Annotated in this window: 16 protein-coding genes; 8 read left to right on the top strand and 8 right to left on the bottom strand. The window is 52.2% G+C overall.

Annotation, left to right across the window (positions count from 1 at the left end; genetic code table 11):
* Positions 1 to 22 precede the first annotated feature (22 nt).
* The 3 genes from parE to ACY1JZ_RS21105 all read left to right on the top strand — a co-directional run bounded on the left by parE (position 23) and on the right by ACY1JZ_RS21105 (position 5,125).
* Positions 23 to 1,996 (top strand): DNA topoisomerase IV subunit B, encoded by a 1,974-nt coding sequence (gene parE, locus ACY1JZ_RS21095; protein ID WP_462630826.1) that lies wholly within the window; start codon positions 23 to 25, stop codon positions 1,994 to 1,996.
* 12 nt (positions 1,997 to 2,008) lie between these two features.
* The gene (gene gyrA / locus ACY1JZ_RS21100) at positions 2,009 to 4,471 is read left to right on the top strand and encodes a DNA gyrase subunit A (RefSeq protein ID WP_462630827.1); all 2,463 of its coding nucleotides are present in this window, start codon (positions 2,009 to 2,011) and stop codon (positions 4,469 to 4,471) included.
* Positions 4,472 to 4,675: 204 nt separating this feature from the next.
* Positions 4,676 to 5,125, top strand: coding sequence for a MarR family winged helix-turn-helix transcriptional regulator (locus tag ACY1JZ_RS21105; protein WP_462630828.1), 450 nt, complete (start codon positions 4,676 to 4,678; stop codon positions 5,123 to 5,125).
* On the opposite strand, the gene ACY1JZ_RS21110 is transcribed toward ACY1JZ_RS21105, so the two are convergent.
* The 4 genes from ACY1JZ_RS21110 to ACY1JZ_RS21125 are packed head-to-tail and all read right to left on the bottom strand — an operon-like array spanning position 5,118 to position 8,713.
* On the bottom strand, positions 5,118 to 6,374 hold the full coding sequence (locus ACY1JZ_RS21110) for a CapA family protein (protein WP_462630829.1): 1,257 nt from the start codon (positions 6,372 to 6,374) through the stop codon (positions 5,118 to 5,120). The two genes, ACY1JZ_RS21105 and ACY1JZ_RS21110, sit on opposite strands and share 8 nt — an antisense overlap.
* Positions 6,371 to 7,129, bottom strand: a complete 759-nt coding sequence (locus tag ACY1JZ_RS21115; RefSeq protein WP_462630830.1) for an RluA family pseudouridine synthase — start codon at positions 7,127 to 7,129, stop codon at positions 6,371 to 6,373. Before ACY1JZ_RS21115 ends, ACY1JZ_RS21110 begins: the two co-directional genes overlap by 4 nt.
* Entirely contained in the window at positions 7,129 to 7,995 is an 867-nt protein-coding gene (locus tag ACY1JZ_RS21120) for a class I SAM-dependent methyltransferase (RefSeq protein ID WP_462630831.1), read from the bottom strand. The genes ACY1JZ_RS21115 and ACY1JZ_RS21120 overlap by 1 nt, the downstream gene beginning before the upstream one ends.
* Position 7,996: 1 nt before the next feature.
* The gene (locus tag ACY1JZ_RS21125) at positions 7,997 to 8,713 is read right to left on the bottom strand and encodes a response regulator (RefSeq protein WP_270171445.1); all 717 of its coding nucleotides are present in this window, start codon (positions 8,711 to 8,713) and stop codon (positions 7,997 to 7,999) included.
* 77 nt (positions 8,714 to 8,790) lie between these two features.
* Between ACY1JZ_RS21125 and ACY1JZ_RS21130 the strand changes: the two genes are divergently transcribed.
* Positions 8,791 to 10,884 carry a sensor histidine kinase gene (locus tag ACY1JZ_RS21130; RefSeq protein ID WP_270171443.1) on the top strand — a complete coding sequence of 698 codons (2,094 nt, stop codon included), beginning with the start codon at positions 8,791 to 8,793 and terminating at the stop codon, positions 10,882 to 10,884.
* Positions 10,885 to 11,045: 161 nt separating this feature from the next.
* On the opposite strand, the gene ACY1JZ_RS21135 is transcribed toward ACY1JZ_RS21130, so the two are convergent.
* Positions 11,046 to 11,363, bottom strand: a complete 318-nt coding sequence (locus ACY1JZ_RS21135) for a helix-turn-helix domain-containing protein (protein WP_333485671.1) — start codon at positions 11,361 to 11,363, stop codon at positions 11,046 to 11,048.
* A 196-nt stretch (positions 11,364 to 11,559) separates the two neighbouring features.
* Between ACY1JZ_RS21135 and ACY1JZ_RS21140 the strand changes: the two genes are divergently transcribed.
* On the top strand, positions 11,560 to 11,760 hold the full coding sequence (locus ACY1JZ_RS21140) for a hypothetical protein (RefSeq protein WP_462630832.1): 201 nt from the start codon (positions 11,560 to 11,562) through the stop codon (positions 11,758 to 11,760).
* Positions 11,761 to 12,153: 393 nt separating this feature from the next.
* Positions 12,154 to 12,498 (top strand): hypothetical protein, encoded by a 345-nt coding sequence (locus ACY1JZ_RS21145; protein ID WP_462630833.1) that lies wholly within the window; start codon positions 12,154 to 12,156, stop codon positions 12,496 to 12,498.
* A 131-nt stretch (positions 12,499 to 12,629) separates the two neighbouring features.
* Here the strand turns inward: ACY1JZ_RS21145 and ACY1JZ_RS21150 are convergent, their stop codons facing one another.
* Entirely contained in the window at positions 12,630 to 12,860 is a 231-nt protein-coding gene (locus ACY1JZ_RS21150) for an alpha/beta fold hydrolase (protein WP_462630834.1), read from the bottom strand.
* On the bottom strand, positions 12,848 to 13,273 hold the full coding sequence (locus ACY1JZ_RS21155) for an alpha/beta fold hydrolase (RefSeq protein ID WP_462630835.1): 426 nt from the start codon (positions 13,271 to 13,273) through the stop codon (positions 12,848 to 12,850). The genes ACY1JZ_RS21150 and ACY1JZ_RS21155 overlap by 13 nt, the downstream gene beginning before the upstream one ends.
* A 281-nt stretch (positions 13,274 to 13,554) precedes the next feature.
* Here ACY1JZ_RS21155 and araA point away from each other — a divergent pair, with 281 nt between their 5' ends.
* Positions 13,555 to 15,045, top strand: coding sequence for an L-arabinose isomerase (araA, locus tag ACY1JZ_RS21160; protein ID WP_462630836.1), 1,491 nt, complete (start codon positions 13,555 to 13,557; stop codon positions 15,043 to 15,045).
* A 207-nt stretch (positions 15,046 to 15,252) separates the two neighbouring features.
* The gene (locus ACY1JZ_RS21165; RefSeq protein ID WP_270171431.1) at positions 15,253 to 15,621 is read left to right on the top strand and encodes an ArsR/SmtB family transcription factor; all 369 of its coding nucleotides are present in this window, start codon (positions 15,253 to 15,255) and stop codon (positions 15,619 to 15,621) included.
* Between the two features lie 122 nt (positions 15,622 to 15,743).
* Here ACY1JZ_RS21165 and ACY1JZ_RS21170 read toward each other — a convergent pair whose 3' ends face one another.
* Positions 15,744 to 17,216: an ABC transporter substrate-binding protein gene (locus ACY1JZ_RS21170; protein WP_462630837.1), complete on the bottom strand. Its 1,473-nt coding sequence runs from the start codon at positions 17,214 to 17,216 to the stop codon at positions 15,744 to 15,746.
* Positions 17,217 to 17,379: the final 163 nt, after the last annotated feature.

The raw sequence follows: 17,379 nt of genomic DNA on the forward strand, positions 1-17,379 counted from the left end.
TAGATAAGCAAGGGGGACGCATATGACCGAGCAGCTCGAGACATTTGCCGCAGGCCCGCGGGCCTCGGACGGCAATTACGGCGCTGATGACATTCAAGTACTTGAGGGCCTGACCGCTGTCCGGAAGCGGCCAGGCATGTATATAGGGAGCACGACCGCCTCAGGACTTCACCATCTCATCTGGGAGATTGTGGACAATGCGGTGGATGAGCATTTAGCCAAGTTTTGCGATGCGATTGAGGTAACGATTCATTCGGATCAATCGGTTACGGTGAAGGATAATGGACGCGGTATTCCAACCGGAATGCATAAGACAGGTGTGCCTACACCGCAGGTTGTATTTACCATTCTGCACGCAGGCGGGAAGTTCGGCGGTGCGGGATACAAGAAGTCAGGAGGCTTGCATGGCGTAGGCGCATCGGTAACCAACGCCTTGTCCGAATGGCTGGAGGTAGAGATATACCGTGACGGGAAAATACATAAGCAGCGCTTTGCCTACTGGATCGACAAGAAAGGCAAGGAGCATGTCGGGGAGCCTGTGACAGGGCTTGAGGTCGCGGGCAATACGAATCGCACCGGTACGAAGGTGACCTTCAAGCCGGATGCCCGTGTCTTCCATGGCAATACGACGATTAACTTTGACACGCTGACGGAGCGTCTGCAAGAGATTGCGTTCTTGAATTCCGGGTTGAAGATTACAGTCAAGGATGAGCGTTCAGGGAAGCAGGAGCTGTTCCATTATGAGGGCGGCGCGCGCCAGTTCGTGCAGTTTTTGAATGAGGACAAAAATGTGCTCCACGAGGCGATTCATTTCGTCGGGGAGAAGGACGACATCGAGGTCGAGGTAGCGCTGCAGTATAATGATGGCTATACCGAGACGATCGCTTCATTCGTCAACTCGATCCCGACCCGCGGCGGCGGCACGCATGAGACGGGCTTCAAGACGGCTTATACACGCGTCATGAACGAATACGCTCGTAAGACGGCGCTGCTCAAGGAGAAGGAGAAGAACCTGGACGGCAACGATCTGCGCGAGGGCATGATGTCTGTCATCAATATCAAGATGGCGGAGGTCGAGTTCGTCGGGCAGACGAAGGATCAACTGGGCAGCGCGTCAGCTCGCAGCGCTGTGGACGCCATCGTCTCGGAGAAAATGCAGGTGTTTCTGGAGGAGAATCCGCAGGTGGCACAGGCGCTGATCAAGAAGGCGATTCAGGCCAGTCGCGCTCGTGAGGCGGCTCGCAAGGCGCGCGACGAGATTCGCAGCGGCAAGAAGCGCAGCGAAAGCTCCAATCTGAACGGCAAGCTGACGCCTGCGCAATCGAAGGATACGGTGCGTAATGAGCTGTTCATCGTCGAAGGCGACTCCGCCGGCGGCTCAGCCAAGCAGGGGCGGGACTCCAAGCATCAGGCGATATTGCCGCTCAAGGGCAAGCCGCTCAATCCGGAGAAGGCCCGGCTCGCTGACATCCTCAAAAATGATGAATACAAAGCCATTATTGCGGCGATTGGCGCAGGGGTTGGACCGGAATTTGACGCTTCGGAGACGAACTACAACAAGATCATTATAATGACGGATGCGGATACCGATGGCGCGCACATTCAAGTGCTGCTCCTGACGTTCTTCTACCGCTATATGAAGCCGCTGATCGACCAGGGCAAGGTGTATATCGCTCAGCCGCCGCTGTACAAGATTACGCGCAAGTCAGGCAAGCTGGAGCAGGTGCGCTATGCATGGACGGACGAGCAATTGAACAACTACTTGAAGGAAATTGGCAAGAGCTATGAGCTTCAGCGCTACAAAGGGCTGGGCGAGATGAATCCCGACCAGCTCTGGGAGACGACGATGAATCCGGAGTCGCGCATGCTGCTGCAGGTTCAGATTGAGGATGCCGCCAAAGCGGAGCGGCGCGTATCGACGCTGATGGGGGACAAGGTTGACCCGCGGAAGCGTTGGATTATTGAGAATGTCGATTTTCAGGAATATGAGGAATAGGAGGATCACGCCATGAGCACACTCGAACAATTTTTACCGGCGTTTCTTGAGGAGGTTGTTGGCGATCGATTCGGCCGTTATTCCAAATATATCATTCAGGATCGTGCGATACCCGATGTGCGAGACGGCTTGAAGCCGGTGCAGCGCCGTATTCTATATGCGATGTATGATTCAAGCAACACGCCTGACAAGCCATACCGGAAGTCTGCGAAGACGGTAGGCGATGTAATGGGCAATTACCATCCGCATGGCGACTCCTCGATCTATGAGGGTATGGTTCGGATGGCGCAGCCGTGGAAGATGGCTCACCCGCTTGTAGATGGCCACGGCAACTGGGGCTCGATGGACGATGACCCGGCGGCGGCGATGCGGTATACGGAGGCGCGGCTGTCCCCGATTGCGATGGAGCTGCTGCGGGATATTGAGAAGCGGACGGTGCTGTTCAAGGATAATTTTGATAATACGACCAAGGAGCCGGTTGTGCTTCCCGCCCGTTATCCGAATCTGCTTGTGAACGGGGTAAGCGGAATTTCTGCCGGCTTTGCTACGGAGATTCCGCCGCATAATCTGCGCGAGATAATTGACGGCTGCATCGAGCTGATGAAACGGCCAGGTATAAGCCTGGAGGAGATGATGGGCATTGTCAAGGGCCCGGATTTCCCGACGGGTGGTCTTGTTATGGGTGCCGAGGGCATTCAGGAGGCTTACCGGACGGGTAGAGGACGCATCTATGTGAGAGCCAAGACGGAGATTGAGGAGCTGCGCGGAGGCAAGCAGCAGATCGTCATTACCGAAATTCCGTATCAGGTGGTCAAATCCCGGCTCGTAACCGCGATGGAGACGATCCGTTTGGAGAAGAAGGTGGAAGGGATTGCCGAGGTGCGAGACGAGAGCGGGCGCAACGGCACGCGGATCGTTGTTGAGCTGAAGAAGGAGGCGGATGCGCAGGGCATCCTGGCCTATCTGCTCAAGAAGACCGACCTGCAGGTGACATACAATTTCAACATGGTTGCGATTGTAGACAAGGCACCTAAGCAGCTTGGCATCCTGGAGATGATGTCCGCCTACATCGAGCACCAGAAGGAAGTGGTGACCCACCGAACGCAATATGAGCTGGAGAAGGCTGAGGACCGGGCGCATGTGCTGGAAGGACTCGCCAAGGCGCTCAATCTGCTGGATGAGGTCATTGCGACTATCAAGGCATCGAAGAACCGCCAGGATGCGCAGAACAATCTCGTCGCAAGCTTCGGCTTCACCGAGCGCCAGGCGGATGCGATACTGACCTTGCAACTGTATCGGCTGACCAATCTGGAGATTACCTCGCTGGAGAAGGAGCTGCATGACATCTCCAAGAAGATTGCGTTATACCAATCCATCTTGTCCAATGAGAAGAAGCTGCAGGGTGTTATCCGCGATGAGCTGATGGAGATCCGAACCAAGTATGGCATCGATCGGCGCAGCGAAATTCGCGGTGAGGTGGAGGAGCTGAAGGTAAACCTTGAGGTGATGGTGACCCCTGAGGATGTGCTCGTTACCCTGAGTCAGGATGGTTATATCAAGCGCACCAGCATGCTGTCCTATACGCGCTCCGGCGGTGAACTCGACAACGCTGGGGTCAAGGAAGGGGATATGCTCCGTCATCTGCTGGAGGTCAATACGATTGACAGCCTGCTGTTATTTACTCGCAAGGGCCACTATTTTGTCTTGCCAGTGCATCAGATTCCAGAGTTCAAATGGAAGGACAACGGGACGGCTCTTGTTAATGTGGTGCCGATTGCCAAAGAGGACGCGGTCATTAGCGTCCTGCCAGTCAAGGATTTTGAGCAGTCGATGTCGCTCGTATTTGCGACACGCAATGGACAGCTCAAGCGTACAGAGCTGAAGGAGTACCAGACCAATCGCCTCAAGGCCATTACCGCCTGCAAGCTTGGGGACGGGGATGAGGTTGTAAGTGTGACGCCAAGCGATGGAACGAAGGATATATTGCTTGTTACCCGACTCGGCATGAGCATCCGCTTCCCGGAGAGCGAGGTTAATCCGATGGGCAGAGTAGCTGCAGGGGTGAAGGGCATTCAGTTAAAGGAAGAGGATGAAGTGATCGCCGCGCTATGGGTAGAGGGCGATGAGGGCGAGTTGCTCGTCGTCAGCGATCTCGGCTATGCCAAGCGGACGCTGCTGCTGGATTATCCGGTACAGGGACGCGGAGGCAAGGGGATCCAGACCTTCGAGTTCAAGGAAGGTAAGCGGATCAAGCCGAACGGTACCGTGCTTGTCGGCGCATTGTGGTGTCGTGAGGAGCGGCAGCTTCAGCTATTGCTCCACGGCGGCGAGCAGCCTGAGCCGGTATCGACGGAGAAGGCGCCGCTCGATGAGCGCCGCTCAGTAGGCCGCCTGCTCGTTAGCCTGAATAAAAATGACCGTGTTGCAACGGTATTTGTGCGGGCAGAGCTGTCTCAACCGGGACGGACTCCATAGGAGACGTCCCGGCTGCTGTGCTGTTACAGCCTTTCGAGTAGTGTCTACACGATCTTGCTCTGCACCTGTCTAAAGCTGTCACAATCTTCTGTACAGTAGCGTTCTGTAGCGATTGGACACGCAAAGTATTAAGTCTGTTAACCTTTCATTCGACAGTCTCTCATTCATGACGATGGTATAATCATGCCTAGGAGGTGTCATGCCATGCATGCTGCTGAATTTGCTAAGCTTTGGATGAGATTTTCGAGAGAGTGGAAGCATCATCTGGAGGATGCCCTTGCGCCAACGCTGACAGAGGGGCAATTGAACGTGTTGGAGCTGCTGCTGGAGCACGAGCCGATGAAGCCATCGGATTTATTGAAATATTTGGAGACGACGCCTGCAGCAATTACAACCCTGCTCGACCGTATGGAAAGAGGCGGCCTGATTACCCGCTCAAGGGATGAATCAGACCGCCGCATCGTGTGGATTAATGTCACTACGCTGGGTATCGAGGAAGCCGTGCGCGGCACGGAGCTGCGCGAGACGTTCATCCAGGAGGCGCTGGATCGGCTCTCCGGTCATAACCAGCAGTTGCTGGTCTATCTGCTGGGCAAGGTGACGAATTCAGCTAAAGTCTTCCCTGCGGCCAGCAAGATGAATTCCGTCAGTTAAGCATAGAGCCCAGCCGGGTGTCAAGCACCTTCCAGGAGCTCTCCAGTTGCTTGTAATCCTGCGAGCTGAGCCCAGGCTGGCTGCGTTCAGACAACGTCTGCTCCAGCGGCAGAATGCGGTATTGATAAGAGCCGTTCTCCTTATATTTATGCACCCAGGTCGGGATCGGCTCTACCTGTGACAGCTCGATGTGGCCACTGTCGTGATGCTTGGTGACGTGAATACGGAAGATAACGCCGAAATCCTTGAAGTCTCCACGCTGATTCGAGATAAAATTGCCCATGGAATAGAGAATGACGCCTTGCCTTGGTGTTCCGTCCTCATAGACGGCATCTACCAGCTCGTAAGGCTGGACGACATGAGGATGCGAGCCGGCAATGATGTCCGCTCCGGCCTCAATCAGCTTGTGAGCCAGACGCTGCTGCTCCTCACTTGGCGTGAACTGATATTCGATGCCAAAGTGCAGAGCAACGGTAATGAAATCCGCTCCTGCGCTCTTTAACTGCTTGATGTCCTCGACCATCTGATCCTCATCAATGAGCGAGACAAGGTAGGGCTTATCAGCCGGTATACGCACCCCGTTGGTGCCATAGGTGTAGGCGAGAAATCCCATCTTAATTTCATTTTTGTCCACAATGACCGCCTGGTCGGCTTCAGCCTGAGAACGAGCAGTCCCCTTAAATACAAGCCCTTGTGCCTCCAGCGCCTCCAATGTGCGCACCACGCCAGTCTCCTTGCGATCAAGCGAATGATTGTTCGCCGTGCCTACGATCGTCACTCCGCTGTTCTTGAGCGCCTCTGCCATCTCTGGCGGGGCATTGAACATCGGATAACCGGTATATTCCAGCTCCTTGCCGCCGAGCGGTACCTCCAGATTCACGATCGACCAGTCGCCGCTGCTAAGAATCGGAGCCACCTGCTCGAAGAACGGATCAAATACATAACGCTTGCTTGCCTTGTCATATGCACCTGGATATTGAGGCATGTGCAGCATCACATCGCCCGCAGCTACCCATACCGCCTCTGTTGTACGCGGCTGGGTCGGCGACTCGCTCGCATGGCTCGAGTCAGAATCGGAGCCAGGTGTATCCTTGTCAGCGTCAGGTGATGCCTCGTTGTCAGGTCCTGTAGTGTCTCCGTTATCCTGTACGATCGGAGAGGAGGGCCGCTCTTGCGAGACGAGTCCAGAGCAGCCGCTGACAACAAGCACCAGCATCAACAGAGCAACAACAGCTCTTATCGCTCTCATAGGCTGCCCTGCCCGAGCATCCGGGAGACGGCCAGCTCCAGCGTGTCCGCTGGCCAGGCGTTCCATGGCTCTGTCTGTGCTGGAGCGCTGCGAAAGAGCAAGCTCTCCTTCGTCACTGGATGATCGACGCGGATGGAGGTCGACCAGAGCGCGATCCGTGAATGGGCTTGCCCGCCCGCTCCTCTGCTTGAGCCATACTTCTGATCACCGACGAGCGGGCAACCGATCGCAGCCATCTGTACCCGAATCTGATGGGGCCGTCCGGTGTGCAGCTTGACCGCAACCAGGCTCAAGCGGTCTGTAGCGGCGATCGTGTCGTAGTCGAGCAGCGCCTCCTTGCTGCCTGGGACAGAAGACAACGTGCAGGCTACCGTGTTGGTTCGGCTGTCCTTGAGCACATAATGCTTCAAGCGGGCGGAAGCTTGAGGCGGGCGGCCATGTACAACGGCTGCATAGGTTTTGTCGAAGCTGCGCGAGCGAACTGATTCCGACAGACGCGACGCGGCCTTGGATGTTTTGGCGAACAGCATCACTCCGCCGACAGGACGGTCAAGCCGATGCACAAGTCCCAGAAATACGTTGCCTGGCTTGTTGTAGCGCTGCTTCAAGTCCTGCTTGAGCAGTGTCAGCATATCCGGGTCGCCGCTCTCATCCTCCTGCGACGGGATACCAGGCGGCTTGATGACCACGAGCAGATGATTGTCCTCATACAGCACTGGAATGTCTGGCATTCCGGCTGTGTTGTGGGCGCTCATTACATAGACTCCCAGCGTCCCAGAATGCCGCATGGCAGATGCAGGCCGGAACGGGTAATCGGGAGCCCGATCTCGCCGCTGCTGATCTTGCCCTTGTGTCGCTGCCCAATTGTAAGATGGAGCATGTTATGCAGCACGGTAGGCGACAAGCCTGTTGTATAGGAATTGATCAGCATAAACAGCGGGTTATCGGAAAGAATCGATTGGCAGGATTCCAAAAATGGATACAGGCTCTGCTCCAGCTTCCACATCTCGCCGCCTGGGCCGCGTCCGTAGGACGGCGGGTCCATAATGATGGCGTCGTATTGCTTGCCGCGGCGCTGCTCGCGCTGGACAAACTTGAACACATCATCTGTAATAAAGCGGACAGGACGATCCTCAAGCCCCGAGAGCCTGATGTTCTCCTTGGCCCACTGCACCATGCCCTTGGCCGCATCGACATGGCATACCTCTGCTCCCGCCGCCGCTGCCGCAACCGTTGCGCCACCGGTATAGGCGAACAGATTGAGCACCCGTATCGGTCTGCCGGCTTGTCTGATCTTGTCCATCATCCAGCTCCAGTTCACGGCCTGCTCAGGGAACAGACCGGTGTGCTTGAAGTTGGTCGGACGAATCTGGAAACGAAGCTCGCCATACTGGATCGTCCAGCTCTCGGGCAAGGCCTTGTTGAACTGCCAGTTGCCACCGCCTGACGAGCTGCGGTGGTAATGGGCGTCTGCCTTCTGCCAATCCTTGACCTTCGTGTCCACCGGCCAGATGATCTGCGGGTCGGGACGGCGAAGCACTACATCTCCCCAGCGCTCCAGCTTGTCCCCATCCCCGGTATCAATTATCTCGTAGTCTTTCCATTGATCTGCAATATACATGTCAGTTTCCTTCCTTGGTAACAAATTTGTAGCCGATGCCGCGGACGGTCACCACATAGGTCGGGTTCGACGGATCAGGCTCGATTTTCTTTCTGAGATTGCTGATATGAACCATCAGCGTTCGCGTATCTCCATGGCTGTCCTCACCCCAGATCCACTTGTACAAGTTATCGATCTGGCAGGCCTTGTTGGGTCGTTGCGCCATATGGGTGAGCAGTTCATACTCCTTAACCGATAAGGATACCGGATTGCCATCTATATGTACAGTGTGCGCGTCCAGATTAATGACTAGATTGTCATATTGGAGCAGATGTGCCCCCTCAGTGCCGTCCGAGAGGTGATGGCGTTGCAGCTCGACCCGCCTCAGATGAGCTTTTACACGCGCGACAAGCTGGCTTGGACTGAACGGCTTCGTAATGTAATCATCGCCACCAACAGTCAAACCGTGTATAATGTCGTTATCATCGCTCTTGCAGCTAATGAATAGAATCGGGACATTGGAGTGCTGGCGAAGCTGCCGGCACACTTCGATCCCGTTCATCTGCTTTAGCAGAATATCGAGGATGACGAGATCGGGCTTGAGCTCCTGCTCCAGCAAGAGGGCATCGACACCGTTATCTGTCGTCTGCACGGCAAAGCCCTCACGAAGCAGGTACATACGGATCAACTCGGTTATCTCAGGCTCGTCATCCACGACTAAAATATGCGTCTGTTTCATATTTTACCCCGCTTTCTTTCTCGACTATTATAACGAATGCGGGCTTCATGAAGCAATTGCCTTTTTTCGGAGGACTTATGAACCTATCTATTCGTCTCATGATGGTGCTGATGCTGTTCTCAGTGCTGTTGGCACTGCCAGGCTGCAATCCTGGGGCGCCCCTGACCAACTCAGCGATAAAGGCTGCAGGGGGCGTGCTGGATCTGCGCGAGGCGGACCTGGAGCAGCGTCCGCTCAAATTGGAAGGAGAGTGGGTATTTTATCCTTCTACATTGACAGACAAGGGGAGCGTTCCGGCGGGTGCACAGAGTATGCAGGTCTATGTGCCCAGTTCGTGGAACAACTACAAGGATGCATCGCTTGGGTATGCACGTGGGATGGGCTACGGTACCTATGCACTGCGGCTGCTCACCCCTCCCGGTGACTATGTGCTGTCGCTTCGCGTTCCTAATATCTCCAGCTCGTACAAGCTATGGGTGGATGGCAAGCCGATGGCGGAGGGCGGGATGGTAGGCATAGATCGCGCCTCCAGCCGTCCTGACCAGGCGCAGGAGCTGGTTTCCTTCTATAATGGAGATGGCTATCATGAAATAGTTGTCGAGGTATCGAATTTCTACCATCGCCGCGGCGGCATATGGACGGATTTTTATGTGGGCGGCAGCGAGGCGATGAATCGCTTTCAGACGATCGAAGCGGTGGAGCAGATGGGACTGTTCGGTAGTTTGTCCATGATCGGATTTTACCACCTCGGTTTATTCGTCTTGCGGCGCAAGGAGCGCTTCACGCTCTATTTTGGCCTTCTATGCCTGCTTGTGTCGGTGCGAATTGTCGTTGTAGGCGACGTGTTTATCATGCAGTGGTTGCCTGTCGCGTGGGAGGCGGCACATAAGATCGAATACATCTCGCTTACGCTTTCAGCACTGACTGGCTATTTATATGTCTATTTCCTGTTCCCGGCCGATGCATCACGCAGGTTTGTCATCAGCTTGTCCGCATTTAGCGCGATTCTGTGCCTGTTTGTGCTGCTGACCCCCGCCAATTATTATTCCCGGCTGCTGTGGTTGTTTCAGGCCTATGTATTTGTGTCCGGCTTCTTCTCGCTATATGCGCTGGTACAGAGTGTTCGCCGCAGGCGCGAGGGCAGCTTGTTTGTATTAACTGGCATGTCTGTATTCGTCGTTACCGTAGTCAATGATGTGTCGTTCTATAACGAATGGTTCGGTATGGTCGACCTGATTCCGAGCGGACTGTTGTTCTTCATTATGATGCAGGCCTTTATCATTTCCAGCCGTTTCTCCCATGCGCTGCGCAAGGTGGAGGAGGTATCGGCAGAGCTGAAGCTGCTGAACATGCAACTGGAGGAGCGGATTGCTGACCGTACCCGTGAGCTGCTGCGAGCTAATGCGGCGCTGGAGCAGAGCAATCGCGACCTGGAGCGTCAGGAAAACTCAAGGCGGCGGCTGCTCACCAATATCTCGCATGATCTACGAACGCCGATTACCTTGATCCAGGGCTATCTGGAGGCGATGCATGATGGCGTTGTTCAAGATCCACTGCAGCAGAAGCGGTACGTTGGCATGATGCTGCACAAGGTGAACGGGCTGAATCATCTCATTAATGACCTGTTCGAGCTGTCCAAGCTGGAGGCGGGGCAAGTGAACTACCATTTCAGCATGGTGCGACTGGAGGACTGGGCGCAGCAGTTGCAACGAGAATACCGGATTGATCTGGAGAGCCGAGGGATGACCCTGGTGTTTGAGCCGATGCCTTCAGCAACTGAAGCGGACGAGGAACTATGGCTTTGGATCGACGAATTCCGTATGGCTCAGATGATGTCCAATCTGATTGATAATGCGGCGGCTCATATGGCAGCCGGAGGGACGCTGACGATCGCTTTGCGCTATGAGGAGGACAGACAACAAGTTGAGGTCAGGATTACAGATACAGGAAGCGGGATTACAGAGGAGGATCTGCCCCATATCTTTGAACGTTTCTATAAAAATGATAAATCCCGTAATTCTGCTCACGGAAAAGGCAGTGGGATCGGTCTATCCATCGTCAAGGAGATTGTGCTGGCTCATCAAGGGCAGATTCGAGTGGAAAGCCGTGTAGGCGTAGGAAGTGTTTTTACCGTGACGCTGCCCGCAGAGAAGGGACGCCCGCTGGAGTAGAGAGCGCCTGAGTTGCTGCAGGCTATGAGGCTGCAGGGGGAGGCCTGATGGTAGTGGGCTGCACGGCAGCCCGTTCGGCGGCAGGTGCGAGCGATGCGCTAACGGCATAGCTGCTGGGGAGAGGGATAGGCAACCGTCCTCATGGACGGACAGCGAAGCATTTATTCGGCCTGCTGCAATACTTTAATCATTTCGTCAATGGAGCGCTTACGTTTCTCGTAATCCATGCTGTTAAGTAGACGGAATATTTCCCGAGTGTCAGAAAACAGCGGGTAATCGGGCTTACTCTCATCTCCGCCTATGACATAGTCGAGGGATACTTCATAAAAGTTGGCGAGCTTGATGAGTGTTTCGTATACTGGCTGTCGATTGTTGATTTCGTAGTGGCTGTAAGCCGAGCGGGTGATTCCGACCCGTCGGGCCACTTCTTCTTGCGAGATGTTTTTCTTCAGGCGCAGTTCCCTTAAGCGATCTCCCATCGTCACGTTGATTACTCCCTTACACGCATACTTTTTTATAGCGGATCAGGCAGGAATCAGTAAGAGAGGTTCCATATGCCTGCCGCAATAGGCTTTAAGTATTACAAAGTGTGTTACTATTAATTTATGATACAAATTGTATCATTGTCAAGTCTAGATTTAAATTTTCATTAAAAAGAATGTGGAGGCAACCGTTATGAAGCTAAGCTTTGTATGTGATTGTGGTAATGAGGTGCGCTTCTTTGCCACCGGAGACGTGGATGACCAGGGACTGGAGGCTCTTGATCTGGAGGATGACGAGCGTCTGAAGGTGATGGTAAGCGATTCGGGAGTGGTATTGCAGTGCATGTTTTGCAAAAATCGGTATATTATTGACAAAAGCTTGAATTCATGCTAGAATGAAATATCAACTTGAACTTGAATTGAATTTGATTTTTTCATATAGAGTACCCGATTCACACTGGAGCGGTCATCGGAGCCGCAAGGACGAAAGAGAGGAAGGGCTTTTGTTGTTTTGAAATCTAGACTGGCATAGATTTGAGCGCAGTAGCGTCTGTTTTATTCAATAACGGGCATCATAGCGCTTGGTAAGTTGAAATATCATGTAGCATCAAGTTGTAACTCAAGGACTGCTCAGGGGAGTGGTCCTTTTCCATATGCTTCACATCAGGACATTGCGGGCGATGTTAGCCCGACTAAAGTCTAGTGTCAAACCAAACCTTGGGCGGATTCCAATCATTGTATATTTGGTTAAGATAGAAGTATAGACAACAGTCGGAGGGGTTATCGTATGCAAACCGTGAAGTATGCGGAACAGAAGCTTGTTGGTTGTGGCAAGAAGAGCAAGCCACTGACCGTCCTACTTGCCATGATGTGCCCAGGAGCAGGACATCTATACTTAGGTGAGATGCTGCGGGCAGTCTGGTTTATTATTTTGTTTGGAACAAACAGTCTGTTCCTGCTCTACGTGATTATGAGTGTCAATGTGCTGAAGGCTCCGCTCGTTATTACAATTTCGGTGGCCGTATTTGTAGTGTACATTTGCAATATAGTGGGCTCGCTGCAGCAAGTGAATCTGATCAACATTATGGACCGTCTGCAATATTTTGAAGATAACGAGGAACGATGTGCCTAAAGCTATGATAGAGTTACTGGTAACGAAGGGACGCGAATGTGAGGATGAACTATCCTTTGCAATCGCGTTTTTATATTATAGCCTGTCCCTGGTTGCATTAATGTTCATAAGTTTTAAAAAGAGATACAGGGTTAGTAATAGACCTTTAAAAACTCTATAATATCATTGTTGATTTTTTTGAGATTTTCCCCTGATGGGAAATGTCCCATATCATAGGTCTTAAATGCAATTAAATTTGGAACAATTTCGTGAGCAACTTTATTTAATCTGCTTTCAGGAAAGAAGATGTCTTTTGTACCTGCTATGATTAAAGTGGGCGAGCTAAATTGTGATAATTCTTCTTTCGTAGTTAATTTGGGCATTTCTTGTTCAAGCCTAATATACCTGCGCCGTAGGACGGACCAACAAATGCGCTGCTTTCTATATGAAAATAATCCATTAGTTCCTTGATCCACTGGGCAAAACTATGATCCTTCGCCGAAATTCTGCTTTCATCACTGTAACCTGGATGACCAATTGTATCTGGTGCATAAACTCTGTATGTATCTATTAGTGGTAAAAACCAAGATAAAGTCATTGGATTTATACAATTTCCACCCTGAAATATAAAAACAGGCTTTCCTTCAGGTGGTCCTGCCACAAGAACATGTGTCTTACCATAACTTGTGTCCACATATATCTGCTCGACATCAAAATCAAACGATTTAACGTAATTGTCGTAATGTTGAGTAATAAGCCTTTTCCCGTCACGTTTATAAATGCTTCTTTCCTCCAAAAGTACCCCTCCCCATTACTATAACCTGAGTTTTATCATAGATCACTACGGTTGAGAATACAACAATCCCCCGTTCCTTTTATTCTATATAAAGAACAAACGGGATACTTGCGATAATTGACGGATCGTATTACAATAAGGTTGTATGTACAAGTTATAATGAATAACGGTGATAATGAGGTATTTGCTCCAAGATGTTCGTACAAGTGATAAGCTAGGGATAGTTGGAGCCGCTAAAGTATCATGTTCATTTCTACATTCATTGCCAGGGAGGAATTCAATTGTTAACGTTGAACACGCATGAGTTTTGGTTTGTAACCGGAAGCCAGCATCTATATGGACCAGAGACGCTAGATGAGGTGAATCAGCATTCCAAGGAGATTGCCGAGACTTTGAATCAGGCGGAAGCGGTTTCTTTCCGCGTCATCTTCAAGCCGGTCGTTACGACTCCAGAGGAGATATTCAATCTTATTCAGCAGGCCAATGCAGACCCAAGCTGTTCCGGTCTGATTACATGGATGCATACGTTCTCGCCTGCGAAGATGTGGATTGCAGGTCTGTCAGAGCTGCGCAAGCCGCTGTTGCACCTGCACACCCAATACAATCGCGACATTCCTTGGGATAGCATCGATATGGACTTCATGAACTTGAATCAGGCGGCTCATGGTGACCGTGAATATGGCTTTATCGGCACACGCATGAATGTGCCGCGCAAGGTCGTAGTTGGTTACTGGCAGAATGCAGCGGTTCAAGCGCGTGTTGGCGGCTGGATGCATACGGCTGTAGCCTTCAAGGAAAGCCGCAGCCTGAAGGTAGCTCGCTTCGGTGACAATATGCGTCAGGTGGCTGTAACCGAAGGCGATAAGGTGGAAGCACAGATCAAATTCGGCTGGTCCATCAATGGTTACGGCATTGGGGATCTCGTCGCTCGTGTGAACGAGGTGACTGATGCTGAAGTAAAGGCGCTGCTCGACGAGTACACTGAAAAGTACGAGATCACTTCGGCGTTCCGCGATGACGCCGGGAAATGGGCTGCAATCAGCGAGCAGGCGCGAATTGAGGCGGGACTGGAGTCGTTCCTGGTAGAAGGCGGCTTTAGCGCATTCACGACCAGCTTTGAGGATCTGCACGGCCTCAAGCAACTGCCTGGCTTGGCTGTACAGCGCTTGATGGAGAAGGGCTACGGCTTCGGCGGCGAGGGGGACTGGAAGACGTCGGCACTGACCCGGATGATCAAGATTATGGCGAACAATGAAAGAACATCCTTCATGGAGGATTACACCTACCATCTGGAGGAAGGCAATGAGCTGATACTCGGCTCCCACATGCTGGAGGTATGTCCGACCATTGCAGCGAATAAGCCGCGTCTGGAAGTTCATCCGCTGGGTATCGGTGGTAAGGCTGATCCTGCTCGTATGATCTTTGATGGCATCGACGGCTCTGCAACGAATGCTTCGCTTGTGGAGATGGGTGGACGCTACCGTCTCATCATCAGCGAAGTACAAGCGGTCAAGGCACAGCATGAGATGCCGAAGCTTCCAGTTGCTCGTATACTGTGGAAGCCAGAGCCTTCCTTGAGCGAATCGGCAGAAGCATGGATCTATGCTGGCGGTGCGCATCATACCGTTCTGTCCTTCGTGGCAACGACGGAGCAGCTTCGCGACTGGGCAGAGATGACAGGCATCGAGTGTGTCGTTATCGACAAAAACCTGAACATGCCGAGCTTCCGCAACGAGCTGCGTTGGAATGACCTGTACTATCGCCTCAAATAATTGTACCAAGTATAACAGGCAGATGGTGTCGTTAAAGACATCGTCTGCTTTTTTATAAAGGTCGACGGTAGCCATTTACGCATAATACAGTAGTCTGTATATATAGGCTCTGCAGGCTTTGGCTGGATTATTCGTAATCACTACAGTTACTCGGCACGTTTGTGGTATAATTTGTAGCATAACTTAACACAGACGGTGGTGAGGATTTTGGATAAAACAATGAATGAAGCTTGCGAGGATAGCTGCCTGGGTACAACAGAGCTGAATCTGGCGGAGCTTCGCGACCGACTCATCTCGACGACGACAGCCACCCAGGTGTCGGATTGGTTCAAGGCGCTTGGAGATCCGACCCGTGTACGAATTATTCATGCGTTGCTGCAAAGTGAGATGTGCGTTCATGACTTGACACAAGTGCTGGAGATGGGGCAATCGGCCGTGTCTCATCAGTTGCGTCTGTTACGCAATGTGAGGATGGTGAAGCGACGCAAAGTGGGCAAGACGGTCTATTATTCACTGGATGACAACCATGTGGAGGAGATTTTCGGTCAGACCCTCCAGCATTTGCGACACGAGTAGGCGAAGTAGAAGGGGGGAGTGTATATCTTCCCCCTGATCCTGACAGAATATAAGCCCGGCGTCCTGCCAGCAGGTCACCGGGCTATCGATTTAACTACCAGGGTACAATAGGGAATAGGGGATTAAGATGCGACCTCTGCGGCTGCTTCCGATTCATTCTGATCAGCCTCATCTGTGCTCTCCGGTTGGTTCTCGCCTGGTTTCCCATCCTCACTCTTCTTCCCATCCTCCTCTTGCTTGGCCTTCATCAGCAATTGCTGGCCTTCCTGCTGCAGCTCCTTGAGCGTCGTCTCCAGCGACGCATTGTCCTTGACTACAGGCTCCAGCTTGCTGTTGGCTAAGGCTCTAAACTCATCATAGAAGCCGGAAGGCAGCTTGGAGTTGTAGAGGCGGCTTGGCGCCAGGCTCGGCTTCAGCGCATAGAAGGCATCCAGGTTGCGGCCTTCGTCGTCCTTGAAGTAGCCCGTGCGGACACTGATTGCCATAGCGTCATTATAGGATTTGGATGTTACGCGTGCAAACTCATCGCTAAGAATATACTTCATAAAGTTCCATGCTTCCTTCGAGTTAGTGGAGTTCGCATTGATGGCTAAGATTTGGTCAACGGATGTTGTTGTCGTATAATCCGGGTTGGCCGGGTCAACCGGTACCGTCACGAGATCCCAGTCAAAGCTGACCTTGTCCTTCAGATACTCTGCGGACGCCTTCAGTTGATCAACAGTGTACGCTTCTTCAATCATCATCGCAGCTCGTCCTGATACGAACGGATTTGACATTAGAAATCCTTCATAGGAGTCCCAATTAGGCATCATGTTCTCATCCTTGACATAGATCGTTCCAGAGCGGATCGCATCCAATGCATTAGAGAAAACGTTGTGCCAAGCCGGAGTATCCAGCGTAGTCTGCATGGTATCCGAGTTGAACATGCTCAATCCATGGGTATCCCCGATCGATGTTGCCAGATCAAACAAATTAGCGCTGAAGTCGCTCTTCAGTCCATATATCCGTTCCTCAGGTGTCCCATCAGTCGGGAAACGGCTCGCCCGTGCCATCACATCGTCCCAGCTCATACGATCGGTCGGCAGCTCCACGCCGTATTTCTCGAACAGATCCTTATTGTAGAACACCGCCTGGCTGTAAAAGCTGGGGCTCAGGCCATACAGTGTTCCACCGCCCTGCTCCTTCAGATATTCAAGCATTCCCGGGACGAAGTTATCTGTATTATATTTGTCCTGCTCGATGAAGGGCGTCAGATCAAGCAGCTTGCCCTGTTGACTGAATAGGTTATACTCCTCCAGGGAGAGGAACAACACATCAGGCTGCTCTTCTTCGATCATTTTTTGGAAGGCCGCCTTGCGGTCTTCATTATCAGCGTTCAGTAGGAGATCCTGCGTCTCGATAACTTCGAAGTCCATATTTGGATGTAATGCAGAATAGAGCATCCCGTATCCATAGTGAAAGGCCTCTTCATTAAGGGAGTGGACCTTAAGCATCGATCTTTCCTCTGTGTTTGTGGTGTTGCCTCCGCTGCATCCCGCGATAAGTGACATACTGACGGCAAGCAGCAAGGCATGCTTTCCTACATAATTCTTCATGTTTCACAGCACTCCTATCTTGTCCCTAAGCTCTATGTATTTGTCACCATCACCGTGATGGCTTATACGAGTATAGCATCCTCAACCTACCCTTTTGCTGTAGATTCTCTTAACAATTCATTAATTATTGTACGCTCAAGGCCCCGCGCTTAACATTTTGGAC

This window comes from Paenibacillus sp. J5 (assembly GCF_054955055.1).